Origin of the sequence: Enorma timonensis, assembly GCF_000321165.1 — a bacterium.
Taxonomy (GTDB): Bacteria; Actinomycetota; Coriobacteriia; order Coriobacteriales; family Coriobacteriaceae; genus Enorma.
Window position 1 is genome coordinate 37,784 of record NZ_CAPF01000067.1, and the last position, 17,216, is coordinate 54,999.

The following is a 17,216-nucleotide window of genomic DNA, read 5'->3' on the forward strand; positions in this document are numbered from 1 at the left end:
ATCTGCGTGGCGGTATCGCCCGCGAGCGCCGTGGAGAGGAGCACGTCGAGGTCGATGCTCGCGCGCAGGGACGAGAGCTCGCGCGCCGCGCCGGTCTCGGTGTCCACGGGCGCGACGAACGTCACGGTGAGCACGCCGTCCTCGTACGTGGCCTCGGCGATCTTCACGGAGATGGGTTTGCCCTCGTCGTCCGCCTGGAACACGTCGATCGTGGCGGAGGGGTCTGCGGGCGCGATGCCCTCGGGCAACGTGACCTCGAAGGTGTCGCCGGGGATGACCTCGGTGGGAGCGGTGCCCGCGTTGGCGGTGTCCGCGGGGTTGAGCGTGAAGGTGAGGTTGAGGGTCGCGGGATAGGTGTCCGGGATGACGGTCTGAGCGGCGGATGCGTCCGTTGTGGAGGCGTCCGAGTCGGCTGGCGCGTCCGTGGCATCGGTCGAGGTTGCGGCATCGGCCGAGGTTGCCGGGTCGGCCTGCTCATCTACCGCAACAGACGCCCCCCCCGCGCGTCCGTGGCGCCGGTCGCCTCGTCGGAGTGCGAGGGCAGCGCGATCGAGAGGCCGGTGCTCGAGAGCTTGAGGGCGCCGAGGTCGCCCGTCCACGCGTACGGGTCGGTGCGCTCGGCGGGGTCGTCCGCGGTATCGGCGGCGGGGTCGTCCGCGTTGTCATCGGCGTTGGTGGAGCTGTCCGCGGCGTCCGTCGCGGCGTCATCTGCGGAATCCTCGGAGGGAGTCGAGGGTTCGGCTTCGTGTACTGCGGAGTCTTCGGCATCGTCCGCGGCGGTGCCCGCGGCATCGGACGGGTTCACGGGGGCGCCCGTCGTCGCGCCCTCGGTGCCCGTGCCGTCCGTCGTCTGGCCCGCCGATGCGCTCGCATCTGCTGCGGGGTTCTCGGTGCCTGCCTGGTCGGCGTCGTCCGTGGCGGTGCCCGCCGTGCCCTCGTCGGCGGCGTCGGCATCATCTGCCGGCCGTGTCACGAGTATCTGGCCCAGCTCCTGGGCGATCGCCTGCGGCACGCCCGAGCTGACGATCGTCTGCGAGCACAGGATGATCGTGAGCAGGATGGCGATGGCGCGGACGCCCCACGAGCGATATGCGCGCTTCAGGAGTTTGACGATGCTGGTGCGGTTGCTCTTCATTGCGATTGCCTCCCTCATGCAAGCCGGGTATCTCGCGCGCCACCGCCGGTCTCAATATGCGCTTTGACAAGCAGTTTTGTGGGAGGTACCCAGTTGTTTCCATTTAGCTTGTGAGGGGGTACGTTTGTCAATGGATAAATTACTGGGGAGGGGGTCGTGTTTTCTCACGCGTCAGCATGCACGTTGCCACACGACCGCAGGCATACGAGCTGGTATCGACTATTTCGATTCCCTTAGCCGGGGTACATTATTTTTTCACCCCGGACAGCTTTCTGGCACAAGCCCCGGCTATCCGTGGAAATCTGCGCATGAGAACGGCGGGCGGGCGGAAATGCGGGGAGGAAACGGGTGCGCTCCCCTACCCAGGCCCTCAGCCCAGGCGCCGCCGCATGAGGGCCTCGACCATCGGCAGGTCCTCGGGCACCGTGACCTTGAGGTTGTCGCGCGGGGCCTCGATGCAGCGCACCAAGCCGCCCGCCGCCTCCACGAGCGACGCGTCGTCGGTGCCGACGAGCCCCGCGCGCTGGGCGGACGCCATCGCCCGACGCAGAGCATCGGCACGGAACACCTGCGGCGTCTGCACGCACCAAAACTGGCTGCGGTCGGGTGTGGAATCGATGATTCCCGCGGGGTCGACCACCTTGAGCGTGTCGATGGCGGGCTGGCCGCACACCACGCCGTCGAGGTCCGCGTCCTCGCAAAGCGCCTGCACCGCGTTGTCGATGGTCTCGGGCAGGATGAGGGGCCGCGCCCCGTCATGGATGGCGACGAGCGCGCACCCCTCCGGCGCGGCATCGAGCCCGGCGCATGTGGAATCCTGCCGGGTCGAGCCGGCATCGGCGAAGGTGACGGGTGTGGAGAACCCGTACGGCTCCACCGCGCGGGCGCGGTAATCGGCGCGGCGCTCAGCCGGGCACACGATGACGATGTGCGCGATGGTGCGCGCGCGGTCGAACGCCTCGACCGTCCACGAGAGCATGGGGCGACCGGCAATTTCCACAAGCTGCTTGCCGCCGGGGTTGCCGAACCGCGAGCCCGTGCCGCCCGCCACGATGATGGCGCACGCCTGCCCCAGGATCACACCGCACCCCCGCGCTTGCCGCCCATGCGATAGAGCGAATCGGCCAGGATCGTGGGGTTGTTGACGCCGAAGTCGCCCAAGCGCTCCGGATCCTTCTGGATGTCGTCGAGAAGCTCCTGCAGCGAGCCGTACTCGTCCACGATCTTCTCGGCCACGCCGTCGCGCACGACCGAGACCTGGCTTAAGGTGCGCAGGCCGAGCGGCGTCATGACGGAGTCCTCGTCGAGGTCGTCGTAGCCGAGCGCCTCGGCCACGCGCTTGGGGTTCGTGAGCTCCTCGGCCGACATGCCCGAGAAGAGCTTGCGGATGCGCGCGGCGTTCGCCTCCGACGAATCCTGCGCGTAGTCGCGGATCATGAGGTTGTAGTCGTTCTCGATGGCGTCGCCCGCGAGCTGCTCGAGCTGCATGCGCACGAGCTTGCCCTGGCTGCCGAGCTTCACGATGCAGAACTTGAGCTCGTCTTTCGCCTGCTGGAGAATCTCGAAGCTCGAGAAGATGTCGGTGATGTCGGCGAGCGTGACGTAGTCGTCGAGCTCGAGGGCGGTGAGGCGCAGCAGCGCGCGGTCGAGGCCGGTGCGCGTGGTCTGCAGCGTGGAGACGAGCTGGTTCACCGAGGCCATGATCTCGGACACCGGCTGGATCTGGTACGACGTGCCGTGGACGTACACGTTCACCACGGAGCGGCGCTCCGAGACCGAGATCACGATGGCGTCGGTGAGGACGCTCATGCGCGCGGCCGTGCGGTGGCGCATGCCCGTCTCGCTCGTGGCGAGCGACGGGTCCGGGTTGAGGTGGAAGTTCGCGCGCAGGATCTGGGAGAGGTTCTCGTCGATGACGATGGCGCCGTCCATCTTCGAGAGCTCGAAGAGGCGGTTCGAGGTGAACGAGATGTTGAGCGGGAAGCCGTCGTTGCCGGCGGCGAGCACGTGCTCCGTGTCGCCCACGCAGATGAGCGCGCCCAGGTGCCCGGCGATGATCATGTCGAGGGCGGTGCGGATGGGCTGGCCAGGGGCGGTGAGGCGGATGGCCTCGTTCATGCGCTTCTGGATCTCTTCTTTGTTCACACTGCTCCCCCATCCCACTCGACATTCGCACGTATGCATCTATTCTCGCATGCGCGGCCGGGATGGGCAGACGGCGGCGGCAATGTTTAAAAAAGAACTACGGGTTGAGGGTTGCGGGCGGACGGCGGGGTCATCTCTGCCACGCCGCCTCTGCCACGTCACCCTTCGCGGGCAAAGTTGACAACTATGTGCATGAAGCCGCTCTCGGAGCCACCTTCGCGTTGAAATCCGTCAACTTTGTGCGCGAGCGATGCGACGCGGCCGGCCAGGATGGCGGCACGGCGGGGCGACGACACGGCTGCGCAGGGGCGTGGCCACAACGCGGCGCGCCACACAACAGCAAAAGGGGCGGCCCCGCGAAAGAGACCGCCCCAAGATATGCTACGCCGCAAACCGTTCGCGATAAGAACCAACCCGGCTGGGTTGTATTACTTCACGGTCACGATCTCCGCGTTGGCAAGGCACTTCTCAGTGAGCTCCTGGCCGATACCCGGAAGCTCCGGCACCTCGAAGTAGCCGTCCTTTGCCACGAAGTCATTCGTGCAGAGCTCGATGTTGTCATCGATAAGCGCGCTCGCATGCAGCTCATGGATGACGAAGTTCGGGATGACCGCCTCGAGCTGAAGCGCAGCGCTCGCCGAAACCGGGCCACCGCAGCAGTGCACCTGGACGCCGATGTCGTACACGTGCGCCATGTCGCAAATCTTCTTGCCCTCGGTGATACCACCTGTGTTGCACAGGTCGGGCTGAATGATGCTGATGGAGTGGTCCTCGAAGAACTGGCGATAGCCCCAGCGCGTATACATGCGCTCGCCAGCGGCGATCGGAATCTCGACCTTGGACGAGATCTCGCGGAAGAGATTCGGGTTGAGTGGCTGCGTGGGCTCCTCGTAGTAGAAGCAGCCGAGCTTGGCAAGCTCGCGACCAAGCTGCACGGACGTGGTGGCGTCGGTAAGCGCATGGAGCTCGATGATGATGTCAACATCGGGACCCACCTCGCGCATGGCGGCGACGCGGTCGACCGCGAGCTTCATCTGATCACGCTGCAGGATGCCGCGCGAGCTGCGCCCCATCCAAACGCCATTCGCGTCGAAGCCCACCGGGTCGACCTTGACGGCATCGAAGCCGTCGGCCATCGCCTTGCGCATAGCCTCGGCGTACTCCTCGGGCTTCGCGAGCGAATGGCTCACCTTACCCCAGTCGAACTGCAGTTGGCTCGCGTACGCACGCAACTTATGGTTGGTCTTGCCGCCCAGGAGCTTGTAGCACGGCACGCCGAGCGCCTTGCCCTTGATGTCCCAGAGCGCGATGTCGATGCCCGAGATGCCGGCCATGATGACGCCGCCGTTACCCATGCCCCAGAAGGTCATGCGATGCAGCTTGTTCCAGATCTCCTCGTTGTTCATCGGGTCCATCCCGATGATGCACTTCGCGAAATCAACCGCCATGCCGAATCCCGCGGTCTGCGCATTGCCATAGGCGACGCCGACCTCACCGAGACCGGAAATGCCCTCATCGGTATTGATGCGCACGAAAACGGGGTGCCAGGGCACGTTGCCCACGGCGACCTCGGCAGCAACGCTCGGCTCCTTGAAAGCCTTAACGATGTCGACGCTCGTAATCTTCATGGTTTACCTCCCGTTGTATACCTTGAGGATGAGCTCGCGCATCTCCTCGTCAGTGGGACGGTGCGGGGTGCACGGGGTGCAGACGTCTGCCTGTGCCTGCGCGACCAGGCGATCGATGTTTGCCATGACCTCCGCCTCGTCGGTAACGACCTCTTTCATGCAACTCGGCACGTTCATGTGCGCGCGAAGGTCAATGATGGCCTGCGTAAGATCCTCGACGCCGACCATGCTCGCAAGCTGGGCGTAACGCTTGGCGGCACGCTCGCTGTGCTCGGCATTGAACGCGAGGCCATAGGGCAGCACGATGGCGTTCGCCATGCCATGAGGTACACCGTAGATGGCGCCGAAGGTATGTGCGATGGAGTGAACGATGCCGAGCGCGGCGTTGGAGAACGCGATACCCGCCATGCACGACGCCTCGAGCATGGCAGCGCGCGCCTCGAGGTTCTCGGGCTCGTCATAGCAGGTCGCGAGGTTATTGAAGCCCGTGATGAAGCCGCCGATGGCCATCGCGTCCGAAAGCGGATTGGCGTTTGTGGCGACATAGGTCTCGATGGCATGCGTAAGCGCGTCCATACCGGACCCAGCCGTGAGCGAGGGTGGCATCGTGGTGGAGAACACAGGGTCGAGAATCGCCACATCAGGCACCATGCGGTTGCGCATGCAGCGGATGGAGTACTTCTTATGCTCGTCCGTATCCTTCACAAGTGCGGCGCGCGTCGCCTCGGAGCCGGTGCCGGCGCTCGTGGGAATGCAGCACACGCGAGCGCGCTCCTTGAGAGTCTTGATCTCATTGGGCGGCATGACATCGGCAAGGCAGGTGTAGTCGGGGTTCTCATAGAACACCCACATGGCCTTTGCCGCATCCATGGCGGAGCCACCGCCGAATCCGATAACCCAATCGGGCTCGAACTCCTTCATGTCCTCTGCGCCGCGCAAGACGGTCTTCCAGCTCGGCTCGGGCTCAACGTCCGTATAGGCCTTCCAGGTGAAGCCCGCACCCTCAAGCACGTCCGTCACCATCTTAAGCTGGCCGAGTTCCTCTTGGATGGTGCCGCTCATCACGATGTAAGCGCGCTTCCGCTCGGCAGGCAGCTCGGCCAACGCCTGGATGGCATCCTCGCCGCTCACGATCTTCTGCGGGCCCAACTTATAACTTCTCATGCGCTTATCACGCTCCTATCTGGGCAGCCCGGGTATTGCGCAACGCGCTTCGCACGCCGCGCGTTTCCCAGTACGCCCTAGTCGTAGACGATGCAGTTCTTGATGACCGTTCCGCTTGCATGCTCCAAGATGGCGGTCTCGAGATCCGACAAGCGGTATTCGTGCTGTACGAAATCGCGCTCGTCGATCACGCCCATCTCGAGCAGCTTGAAGGAACGAGCTACGTCGACAGGCGTTGTGTGGAACACGCCGGCGATCGTGAGCTGCGAGTAATGCAAAAGCGTCGCATCGATGGTGAGCTTGCTGCCCGCCTTCGTCCCGCCGAACAGCAGCACAAATCCGCCCTTGCGAGCCATGAGACAGCTCGTTTCCCACACGCTGATAAGGCCTGTCGCCTCGATGACAACATCCGCCCCGCGAGCACCTGGCGTGCACGCCCTCACAGCCTCAACGGTGTCATCAACCCCGGTAAGGTCGAGCACTCGGTGCGCTCCCATGCGGCTCGCGATATCCAGGCGCTCTTTCACTAGATCGGTAACGATAACCTCAGCACCCTTGAGCACGGCAAGCCGCGCGAACATAAGACCGATAGGCCCTGCGCCGTTCACCACGACGATGTCCCCCACGTGTATCGGCGTACTCTCGATGCCGTACACCGCGCAGGCGAACGGCTCGAGCAGACTTGCGGTCTTATGGGTCATGCCGTCCGGCATCTTGAACATGTTCTGCCTGACGATCGCCTCGGGCACTCTTACATACTCAGCGTAGCTTCCCCGGTTGAACACGGGTCGTTCGCACATGGAGGGCTGTCCGTGCTTGCACCAGTAGCACTCATTGCAAGGCGCCGAATTGTGCACGGCGACACGGTCGCCTTCCGAAAACCCCCGCACATCGCAGCCGACAGCGGCTATGACGCCCGAGAACTCGTGTCCGAAGGGGTGCGGAGGCTTGAGCAGCGGGTACCCCCGCATGAAGTTCTTAACGTCTGTCCCGCAGGTGGTGGAGCATTTGTTCTTGATAAGAACCTCGCCCGGGCCGATCTCGGGAATCGGGCCGTCCACGATGCGGATGTCCTTCTGATCCCACAGTACAGCGCTCAGCATGCGCGCCTCCTTGCAGAGAGCCCGGAGCTCGGTGGCACCGGCTCCGGGCACGCCATCAGTTCAGCTACTTGCCCTGCTGACCGTAGGTCTTGGAGCGCTCGCGAGCGGTCTCCATCTGCTCATGCGTGAGATAGACGGCCTCGCCGGCGCACATGGCCTGCCACTGGATGCGGGCCGTGAACTCGATGTTCTCTGCCAGGCCGAACGCCTTGGGAAGATTCGCCTGGTAGCACACGTCACCATGGTTGGCGAGCAGCACCACGCGGGTATCCGGCACCGCACGCAGAACCTCGCCCACGGCCTCAGCGAGCTCAGGCGTGCCGAAGGTCACATACGGCACAAGCGGCACCTCGTCGACGTTGCAGCCCATCATGGCGTAATGGACGGGCTTCAGCGTCTTGTGCATGCCCGCGAGCGTAGTCGCGTACGGCGAATGGGTGTGCACCACGGCGCGAGCCTCGGGACGGTTCTTGTACACGATGGTGTGCAGACCGTGCTCGCTCGAGGGCTTGCGCTCACCGTCGATGATGTTGCCGTCGAGGTCCATGACGACGATGTCCTTGGCCTCGGTGTCGAAATACCCCAGGCCGGAGGGGCTGATCGCCATATAACCGGTCTCGGGGTCGTAGATGGAGATGTTGCCGCTCGTACCCACGGAGAGGCCGGATGCGCTCATCTTCTTACCGTAGTCAACAATCTGCTGACGCTCTGCTTCCATAATCATGGAACATCATCCTCTCGATAGCTTGAACGCATTGGGCGGCGCATGTACGCCGCGTTCGCTCCCACCCCTTCCCCGCCGGGCGTAAAAAGGTGGAGAAACCCGACGGGGAGTGAAGGGGAAGAGAGTAGGGGTGGTCTTAGGAAAGCTGCTTCAGGTTCACGACCATGTCGCTCTTGCCGGTATCCCAGTACTCGCGGATCTTGCGAGCAAGAAGCAGCGGGCTCTTGGGCAGCGCGTCCACCACGTTGCCCGCGTTATGCGGGGTGATGGTCACGTTATCGAGCGCGAGAATCGGGTCATCCGCCGGGACGGGCTCCTCCCAGAACACGTCGAGGGCGCAGCCGCCGATCTTCTTCTCCTGCAGTGCCTTCACGAGGGCATCCTTATCGACGACGCCGGCACGCGACGTGTTGATGAGATACGCGGTGGGCTTCATGAGGCCGAGCAGGCGCTCGTTGATGCACTTGGCGGTATCCGGCGTGAGGCGCAGATGCAGGCTGATGACGTCGGCGGTGCTGAAGAGCTCCTCCTCGCCGACCATGGTCACGGGGAGGCCGATCTCATCAACCTGCTCCTGCGTGACGAACGGGTCATAGGCGATGACGCGCTTCATCCCCAGGCCGGCGCCCTTCTTGGCGACGAGCTTGCCGATATGCCCGAGGCCCACCACGCCGAGCGTCATCTCGCACATCGAGGTGGTGTAGCCGCTGTTGACATACTCCTTGCGCCACTCACCCTGCTTGAGCGCGGCATGCGCGCGCCCGATGTTGCGCGTCTCGGCGTACATGAGGCCGATAGCAAAATCGGAGGTCGCTTCCGCGTTACGGATGCAGTGAATCACCGGGATGTTGCGCGCGGTGGCGGCGGCCACGTCCACGTGCTCCATACCACCACGGCAGGTTCCGATGAGCTTGAGGTTCTTGCCGGCCTCGACCACGGAAGCGGGAACCGGGCAGAAATGCGTGAGCAGGACATCTGCATCCGCAACGGCCTCATACACCTCGTCGGGAACCGGCTCGGCCTCCGGGCCGTTCTTCTCAAGGTTCTGCGAGCGATGCTGGAACTCCTGGCGCGATGCGCACGGCCACTCGATCGCCACTACCTCGGCGGCGTCATCGAGGGTCTTCGCCGCTTCGACCAAGAGGTCGCACGGCACGACGATATCGCCGATGACCACGATCTTCATTTCGTATCCTCTTTTCCAGGCGGCGGGGTACCGCGAGCGCACCCCGCCGCCTATCGATTACCTATCAAGGTCTTTGCATGATGGCAGCCAAGCCATCAACCTTACGCAGCCGCTTCCTCGGCATGCTCGGGACGCTTGCCGGTGGCGAGGTACTCGAGGTAATCCTGGAAACGAACCTTGTTCTTCTTGAAGAGCACGAAGAGCACCAGGTACACGGCGACGACCGCAGCGATGATGATCGGGTTCTGGGTCAGGAACGCCATGGTGATGAGACCAGCAGTGCAGTTGGACATGATGAAGCCGAGCACGTACGTACCGGACGCAACGGCCTCAACGGCAGCCTCGAAACCGGTCTCTGCCGCGATCTGGGTGAAGGCGGCAGCCCAGTAGGAGGCCATGAGGAGCTTCGCGCAGAAGACGATGACTGCCATGACGAGAGACTTGACCACGTTGCCGTTGGAGAGGGCGACGGGAATCTCGACCATGTAGGGCAGCGACGGAAGCACCATGAGCGGGATGACGACGTTGCCGGGCAGGATGAAGGCCACCGCGATGGCGAACGGAATCACAAGCAGGCCGGTGGTAAGGGTCGCGGCTTCGCCGTAACCCAGAGCGTCGTTCACAGCAACGATGAACTGGCGGTCCTTGCCCCACTTAGACTTGGCGAGCGTCTTGTGCGAGTACTCGGTAAGCGCGCCGAAGCCAGCAGCGAACATGCCGGCGATACGCGGGAAGATGGCCATGACGGCCGCGCAGGTCACCGCGACCTGGGCGATGTTGCCCCAGGCCTCGATGGTGGCGAGGCAATCGACGTTACCCACGATGCCGAGCACGAGGCCGATCACGAGACCGATGTACATGGGCTCGCCCATGAAGCCGATCTTCTTCTTGATGGCCTGCGGGTTGGCCTTGATCTTATCGAAGCCGAGCTTGGAGAACACGACGTTGAGCACGAGATACATGGGGGCATCGCCGTTGTGATGCGGCGCGGTCATGGCGCAGCCGGGATACCCGTAGTAGGTGGACCAACGCTTCTGCACGGACTCAGCGATGAGCAGGGTCACGAGGTTCACGAAGAACATGAGCCCGAAGGCGAGCGGCATGTTTCCGCAGAGCAGGAACAGGAAGGAGCCCCACACCGAGATGGAGTAGTTGTTCCACAGGTCGGACGGCATGAAGATGTCGGTGATCTTGAGGAACCACACGGCAACCTGGAAAAGCAGGCCGACGCCGATGAACATCATGCCGAGGTCGGTGGAGTACGCCACGGAGGCGACCGCCTGCCAGCCGATGTCGAGACCGGGCTTGTCGATGCCCGAGACGTCGACCATGCGCTGGATGAGCGGGGTGAGCACGTTGCCGAAGGCGGTGGTCACGAAGGACATGCCCATAAGGCCGACGCCCACGAGCACCGCGGACTGGAAGGCACGCTTGGTGGGCGTGCGGAAGATCTTGCAGATGACGAAGATGATGATCGGCACGGTGATGTAGTTCGAGAATGTGTCGAAGATCAACTTCAGGGTATCAAAAAAGCCCATTGTTCCCCCTTAACGTGTTGCCGGGGCGGGCGGCGCAGATACGCCGCCTGCGGCGGAATCCCAAGCGGCTACTCGCTCAGATCGAGCTTGCCGATCTGCTCCATGAGCTGCTCGATGAACTCGTCCTCACCAATGCCGACCAGGAAACCGGTGGCATTGAGCGTCGGGATGCCCTTGGAATCCTCGACGGGGCTCGTGAAGGCGATAAGATCCCAGTCACGCCCGGTCGTGGCGATCTCGACTCCCGGAGGGTTGGTCTCGTCGGTCTCTGCCGTATAGCCGTGCTCCTCGAGCACGTCCTGGAGCTTCGCCGCGAGCATCGCGGAGGTAGCGGTACCGGAACCACAGACGCAAAGAATACGAACGGCACGCATGTTGCATGCTCCTCTCTAATCGGATGCTTCCTCAAGCATCTGGAGGCTCGAGATGATCTCGGCCTTGTCATGCGACGCACGGATGTGCTCGAGCAGCTCGCCATCCTGGATGACGTTCATCATGGCCTTCAGCAGGCTCAGCTGCGTGTTGGGATCCTTGATGACCAGTGGCATGATGAGCTTCACGTCGAGCGTGGCGTCGGCATCGGGCGCGCCCATCATCTTGAAGGGGACGGACTCCTTCGGGACGATGACGCCGATCGCCGCCTTGTTCACCAGGTCGGGATTGGTGTGCGGGAGCGCAATCGCCATGGTCTTGCCGGGCAAGCCCGTGGGGAACGTCTTCTCGCGCTCACACACCATGTCGCCGTACCCCGGACGAACATAGCCGAGCTCCTCGAGCCGGCTGGCCATAAGATGGATCGCCTCTTCCGCCGTCTTCACATCGGCATCGAGGATAACCAGCCGCTCATCGAGTAGATGACCCATATCGTTCACCTCCTTCCAACCATTCATGCACGTGAGCGAAGCGCTCGACGGGCGAAACCTACAGCACAGGAAGCCATGCGGAGAGCGACGAGAAAATCGCCAGCAACCCCACAAGCACCGCGAAGAATCGAAAGACTCGCCTTGTGGTCACAAGACCCAAGCGCGCGTAGAACTCATAGCGCGTAAACAGCGACGGCCACACCATCACGATGATGGCGAAACCCAAGAGCGGCACATAGGCGATAGGGCCCTCGGGTTCGAAGCCGAGTGAGAGCAGACTGCCCAAGCAGCAGATGAACAGCGCGATCCAGAAGGGTCGCTTGTAGCGGGTATCGCGTTCGATGAAGAGCTGGATGAGGTCGAGGTGCTCCTGACAGCAGCATTTGAGCACCGGCTCGCCGCCGGGGTTCACCACATAATACGGACTCTCTGTGAGCGCGCCGCACCACAGGCAATGCGCTTCGCCGCCGTAGAGCTTCCGCTCTTTGCGGCTGAGCTTGCGGACGGGCTGTGCCTCGGACGCAACGCCTTCCGATCCGACGCCGCCGGGAATTGCGCGCGCAGAGGCACCCATCGCGACATCGGCTCCGTCATGCCCGGCCTCGCTATACGCGCGTTCGCGTGCCATGCCGATCACCTCCGGCTTTCTGCTGGTTCGACCGGCAGCGCGCAACCGCGCCACCCATCAAGGGCGGCGGCAAAGCGCTGCTCGTCTGAATAAGCGGTATAGATTCCGTACAGGGTTCCCCAGTGGGAATAGCGGTCTACGGTCGTGAGGCAGAAAATCGCCTGGACGGGCTTGCCATCAGGGAAGCACGCCCCCCCCAGCAAGAACAACCTGCGCGCCCACATGGCCGCAAGCGTCACCTTGCATGGGGCAGTGCACCACCACGGCATCCTCCGCCATGCGATACCACTGGAACTTGGGACTCGTCACGAGGTTGCGCATGCGCTCCACGAGCAAACGCGACCCGGTCTCCTCGCAAATTGCCTGGCAGCCGGCAAGCACCGCATCCTGCCAAGTCGATTCGGCGGGAACGCTCACGATCTGCTTCGCGATCTGCGGCTCGCTTACCACCGTGCGCGGCTCGCTTACCACCGTGCGCGACTCGAGCGCGCTTGAGTAATCACGCTCGTTGAAATAACGGAACAGCTCGAAGTACAGCTTGTCCGACTCGAGGTAATCGTGGTCGCGCTCAGGGATGACGTTCTTGAAGATGTCCACGATCTCTTCGATAACGCCGTTGTAGCGCGACACGATGCGGTTCTTCTTCAGAATCTCAAAGATGCTCGCAAGGTTCTCGTCGGTAAGCAGGGGCGTTGCCTTTACCACGTTCTCGCCCATCAGCTGGTCGGGCAGCTTCTCGAGGGCGATCACGAGCGCATACCGGTCGAGCATCCAACGACGGAGCTTCGCGACATCCATGAAAGAGTAATCGAAATTCATGCCGCAGGCATCCATGATGCGCTGACGGATGAGCATGATGGTGGACATGTTCGCCGCGCCCACGATCAGCACCTTGGTGGAACTCGTATCGCCATCTTCGAACATCTTGCTGTCGAGCCCTGCGGTGAGATAGATGGTAAGGTAGGCGATCTCGTTATCATCCAGCTGGTCGAGGCCGGTGAGACGCGTCGCGCGCCGCGCGAACTCGAATGAGAGCGGATACATCTTCTTGATGTCCGACGTGAGCGGGTTGCTCGCCTGCAAACCGTACTTCATGCGGTAGTACATCGGGCGAATATGATGGGTGATTTGCCGGCACACGATTCCCTTATCGATGTAGTTCAGGCAGCTCACGCGCTCAAAATTGGTCGAAAGACGCTCGGCGAGCTTGCTCACGTATTCGTCTTCCTCGCGCTGGCTGGCAAAGTCGGCCGTCTTCACACCCAACAGCAGGGAAGTGAGGTACAGGAGCTCCTCAGAAGGCAGATGGATGCCGTTCACCTTGAGCTTCTCGGCGCTGCGGAGGATGGAACGGTAAGCGAGCGTGTCCATGAGCGCCGCCTGTTCCTCGCGACCCATCGTGATGAAATGGCCGTCGAGGCTGCGCAGCCACGAAATCTGGATCATGGTGCTCTCGAGGCCGTTGCCCTCAAGGAAGCAGCGCGTCTCGAGATCGGTCTCATACTGCTTGATGAGACAGCGACAGAGCTCGAAGAAGTCGATATCCTCGCCCGTCTTCGCCACGAGCGTCCGCTGCAAGAAGTCGCGGAGCGTGGTGAGGCATTCCATGCCCTCAAGGCGCTGGAGCTCATGCCAGAGCACCTTGCGGATCGACGCCTCTTCACCCCGAATCTGGTAACCGAGCTTCTGATAGCTCACAAGCCTGATGCCGAAGGTATCGAGGCATTCCTTCATATCGCGAATATCCGCGATCGTGGTGTTGCGGCTCACGTCGAACGTCTCGGTGAGGCTACCGATGGTGATGCGCTCGCTCGAAAGGGCGATGTACATGAGCGACATGGCACGCCGCTCCGGAGCCGAGAAGTAATAGCGCGATCCCTGCGAGAGCAGCTGCCAGGCACGCTCCCAATCCACGCTACCCACGATATGGCAATCTACGACGCGCAGGACGCCCAAATCGTTCGTGGCGCAGAAATCGTTGATCGTCTTGATGTCGTAATAGATGGTGCGCTGGGATATACCATGCGCTTCGGAAACCGCTTCCAGGGCGATTCCGTTCGCGGAGCGAGCGACCGAGCGAAGCAGCTGAATCTGGCGGCTGTTGAGCTTCACCGGTCTCCTCCTCCCGATCGTGTGCGGTTTCCCGCATCCCCTGACATCATTGTTCACCCACGCGTTCAGACCGTGAATTACCAAAATGCTGCAAGGTGGCACGGCATCGAGAGTGCAAAGCGCTGCACCGCAAGGCACCATAGGCCGAATTCGGTCATGGACTCCATAGTTTACCCTGGTCTATAAGGTTGGAGAAGTTGAAAATCAGATGATACAAGCCAGAGCGAATGGTTGCATCGCGTTCGTCGCACCGCCGTTCGCGTGTAAAGTTGACAACTCTTTGCATGAAGCCGCTCGCAAGGTCGCCTTCGCGTTGAAATCCGTCAACTTTGTGCGCGAGCGACGCGGCGCGGCCGGGCAGGATGGCGACACGGCGCGGCGGCGCAGGGCGTGGCCACGGCGGCGGCGCGGTTGGCGCACGGCGGCACGCCATACAACAGCAAAAGGGGCGGCCCCGCGAAGGAGACCGCCCCGCACATGCGCTATGCCCGCGCGCCGGCGCCGACCTGTTGCAGGCCGCCCGCGCCACCGCCGCCCGCGCGGGGCGACGCGCCGCCGGAATGCGGCGCCTGCTCGAACGAGCCGCCGAGCGCGCCCTCGCCGCGCGGCGCGGGAATCTCGCCCGTGCCGTGGCTGAACACGAACGCGCCGCCGTCCACATCGCAGACCACGGTGTCGCCGGCCTTCCACTCGCCCGCGAGGAGCTCCTCGGAAAGCGGGTCCTCGATGAGCCGCTGGATGGCGCGGCGCAGCGGACGGGCGCCGTTCGTGAGGTCGGTGCCCTCCGACACGATCTTCGCGATGGCCGCGTCCGTGAGCCGGATGTTCATGCCGTTGGCGATGAGCCGCTGGCGCAGGTCGTCCACCAGCAGCTCGGCGATGGCCGTCAGGCTCTCGCCCGTGAGCTTCTGGAACACCACGATGTCGTCCACGCGGTTCAGGAACTCGGGACGGAAGAGGCGCTTGAGCTCGCCCATGGCGCGGCTCTTGATCTCGCCGGCCGTGAGCCCCGCCTCGCCCGTAGTGCCGAAGCCCACGCTCGAATCCTGCGCGATCTCGCGCGCGCCCACGTTCGACGTCATGATGATGACGGTGTTGCGGAAGTCGACCGTCTTGCCCTGGCCGTCCGTGAGGCGTCCCTCGTCGAGCACCTGCAGCAGGATGTTGAAGATGTCCGGGTGCGCCTTCTCGATCTCGTCGAAGAGCACGACGGAGTACGGGTGCCGGCGCACGGCCTTCGTGAGCTGGCCGCCCTCCTCGTGCCCCACGTAGCCCGGGGGCGAGCCGATGAGCTTCGAGACCTCGTACTCGCTCGCGAACTCGCTCATGTCGAAGCTGATGAGCGCGTCCTTGCTGCCGAAGAGGTACTCGGCGAGCGTCTTGGCAAGCTCGGTCTTGCCCGTGCCCGTGGGGCCCAGGAAGATGAACGAGCCGCCGGGACGGCGCGGGTCCTTGAGCGGCGAGCGGCTGCGCCGGATGGCCTTCGCCACGGCGGCCACCGCCTCGTCCTGGCCGATGATGCGCGTCTTGAGCGCGTCCTCGCACGCGAGCAGGCGGCGGCTCTCGTCCTCGGTGAGCGACGACACGGGCACGCCGGACGCGACGGAGACGATGTCGGCGATCTGCGGCACGTCGATGGTGATGGGGCTCGCGTCGAGCTCCGCCGTCCAGGCGGCGCGCGCCTCGGAGAGTGCGATCTCGGCCTCGTGCTCCTGCTCCTTCAGGTCGGCGGCGCGGTTCATGTCGTCCGCCTCGGACGCCTCGTCCATGGCGCGCTTGAGCTCGGCGACCTTTGCCTCCGCGGCGCGCAGCCCCTCCGGCGCGCGGTTCTTCGCGATGCGCGCGCGGGCACCGGCCTCGTCGATGAGGTCGATAGCCTTGTCGGGCAGGAAGCGGTCCTGGATGTAGCGCGCCGAGAGGCTCGCGGCCGCCTCGACGGCCTCGGGCGTGTAGCGCACGTGGTGGTGCTCCTCGTAGCGCGGCACGAGCGCCGTGAGGATCTTCACGGTGTCCTCGATGCTCGGCTCCTCGACGTCGATGGACTGGAAGCGCCGCTCGAACGCCGGGTCCTTCGTGAGGTACTTGCGGAACTCCTCGGCCGTGGTGGCGCCGATGATCTGGAACGCGCCGCGCGCGAGCACGGGCTTCAGCATGGAGCTCGCGTCGATGGAACCCTCCGCGGAGCCCGCGCCGATGAGCGTGTGCATCTCGTCGATGAACAGGATCACGTCGTCGGCGTCCGTGCACTCCTGGATGACGCCCTTGAGACGCTCCTCGAACTCGCCGCGGTACTTCGCGCCCGCGACGAGGCCGGGCAGGTCGAGCGCCCAGATGTTCTTGTCCACGAGGTTCTCCGGGACGTCGCCCGAGGCGATCTCCTGCGCCAGGCCCTCCACGAGCGCGGTCTTGCCCACGCCCGGGTCGCCCAGGATGAGCGGGTTGTTCTTGTTGCGGCGCGAGAGAATCTCCATCATGCGGCCGATCTCGCGCTCGCGGCCGATCACCGGGTCGAGCTCGCCGGCGCGCGCCTTCGCGGTGAGGTTCGTGCCGAACTGCTCGAGCATCGAGCCGCCCTTGTCCTGCTTGCCGCCCGTGGCCTCGCCGGAGAAGAACGGCAGCCCCGCGCCCGGCCGGCCGAAGCCCGCGCCCGCCATGGGGCGCTTGCCCTGGTCCTTCGAGATGAGCTGCTCCACCGCCTGGCGGATCGCCGGGGCGGAGACGCCCAGCCGCAAGAGGATGTCCATGGCGCGGCATGAGGTCTCGTCGACGATGCCGAGCAGCAGGTGCTCGGTGGAGACGTAGGTCTGGTCGTGGCTGCGCGCCTGGCGGAACGCCGCCTCCATGACGTGGATCACGGCGGGGGTGAAGGCGAGCTTGCCGCCCGTGCCGGGCGCGGGCTCGTGACCCGGCTCCTCGCCGGCGGCGGGCTCGGCGGCGCCGCCCTCGGCCGCGGGCGCATCGCCCGTCGTGGGGCCGTCGGCCGCAGCGCC

Annotated in this window: 14 protein-coding genes; all 14 read right to left on the bottom strand. The window is 64.0% G+C overall.

What is annotated here, in order from left to right; genetic code table 11:
* Positions 1–478: 478 nt before the first annotated feature.
* Positions 479–1,135, bottom strand: a complete 657-nt coding sequence (locus BN423_RS11820; protein ID WP_019239753.1) for a hypothetical protein — start codon at positions 1,133–1,135, stop codon at positions 479–481.
* 370 nt (positions 1,136–1,505) lie between these two features.
* Positions 1,506–2,216 (bottom strand): 2-C-methyl-D-erythritol 4-phosphate cytidylyltransferase, encoded by a 711-nt coding sequence (ispD, locus tag BN423_RS08100; RefSeq protein WP_019239754.1) that lies wholly within the window; start codon positions 2,214–2,216, stop codon positions 1,506–1,508.
* Entirely contained in the window at positions 2,213–3,280 is a 1,068-nt protein-coding gene (gene disA / locus BN423_RS08105; RefSeq protein WP_019239755.1) for a DNA integrity scanning diadenylate cyclase DisA, read from the bottom strand. Before disA ends, ispD begins: the two co-directional genes overlap by 4 nt.
* Before the next feature lie 428 nt (positions 3,281–3,708).
* Positions 3,709–4,908, bottom strand: coding sequence for a mandelate racemase/muconate lactonizing enzyme family protein (locus BN423_RS08110; protein WP_019239756.1), 1,200 nt, complete (start codon positions 4,906–4,908; stop codon positions 3,709–3,711).
* 3 nt (positions 4,909–4,911) lie between these two features.
* Positions 4,912–6,072 carry an iron-containing alcohol dehydrogenase gene (locus tag BN423_RS08115; RefSeq protein WP_026089049.1) on the bottom strand — a complete coding sequence of 387 codons (1,161 nt, stop codon included), beginning with the start codon at positions 6,070–6,072 and terminating at the stop codon, positions 4,912–4,914.
* 77 nt (positions 6,073–6,149) lie between these two features.
* Positions 6,150–7,175, bottom strand: a complete 1,026-nt coding sequence (locus BN423_RS08120; RefSeq protein ID WP_019239758.1) for an alcohol dehydrogenase catalytic domain-containing protein — start codon at positions 7,173–7,175, stop codon at positions 6,150–6,152.
* Positions 7,176–7,239: 64 nt separating this feature from the next.
* Positions 7,240–7,899, bottom strand: a complete 660-nt coding sequence (locus tag BN423_RS08125) for a class II aldolase/adducin family protein (RefSeq protein ID WP_019239759.1) — start codon at positions 7,897–7,899, stop codon at positions 7,240–7,242.
* A 136-nt stretch (positions 7,900–8,035) separates the two neighbouring features.
* Entirely contained in the window at positions 8,036–9,085 is a 1,050-nt protein-coding gene (locus tag BN423_RS08130) for a 2-hydroxyacid dehydrogenase (RefSeq protein ID WP_019239760.1), read from the bottom strand.
* Between the two features lie 101 nt (positions 9,086–9,186).
* Positions 9,187–10,623 carry a PTS galactitol transporter subunit IIC gene (locus tag BN423_RS08135; RefSeq protein ID WP_019239761.1) on the bottom strand — a complete coding sequence of 479 codons (1,437 nt, stop codon included), beginning with the start codon at positions 10,621–10,623 and terminating at the stop codon, positions 9,187–9,189.
* A 68-nt stretch (positions 10,624–10,691) separates the two neighbouring features.
* The gene (locus BN423_RS08140; protein ID WP_019239762.1) at positions 10,692–10,997 is read right to left on the bottom strand and encodes a PTS sugar transporter subunit IIB; all 306 of its coding nucleotides are present in this window, start codon (positions 10,995–10,997) and stop codon (positions 10,692–10,694) included.
* 15 nt (positions 10,998–11,012) lie between these two features.
* Entirely contained in the window at positions 11,013–11,486 is a 474-nt protein-coding gene (locus tag BN423_RS08145) for a PTS sugar transporter subunit IIA (RefSeq protein ID WP_019239763.1), read from the bottom strand.
* Between the two features lie 58 nt (positions 11,487–11,544).
* The gene (locus tag BN423_RS08150) at positions 11,545–12,114 is read right to left on the bottom strand and encodes a hypothetical protein (RefSeq protein WP_019239764.1); all 570 of its coding nucleotides are present in this window, start codon (positions 12,112–12,114) and stop codon (positions 11,545–11,547) included.
* A 177-nt stretch (positions 12,115–12,291) separates the two neighbouring features.
* The gene (locus BN423_RS08155) at positions 12,292–14,226 is read right to left on the bottom strand and encodes a BglG family transcription antiterminator (RefSeq protein ID WP_019239765.1); all 1,935 of its coding nucleotides are present in this window, start codon (positions 14,224–14,226) and stop codon (positions 12,292–12,294) included.
* 482 nt (positions 14,227–14,708) lie between these two features.
* Positions 14,709–17,216 (bottom strand): ATP-dependent Clp protease ATP-binding subunit (locus BN423_RS10825; protein ID WP_019239766.1); only part of this gene is annotated, 2,508 nt, incomplete at its 5' end.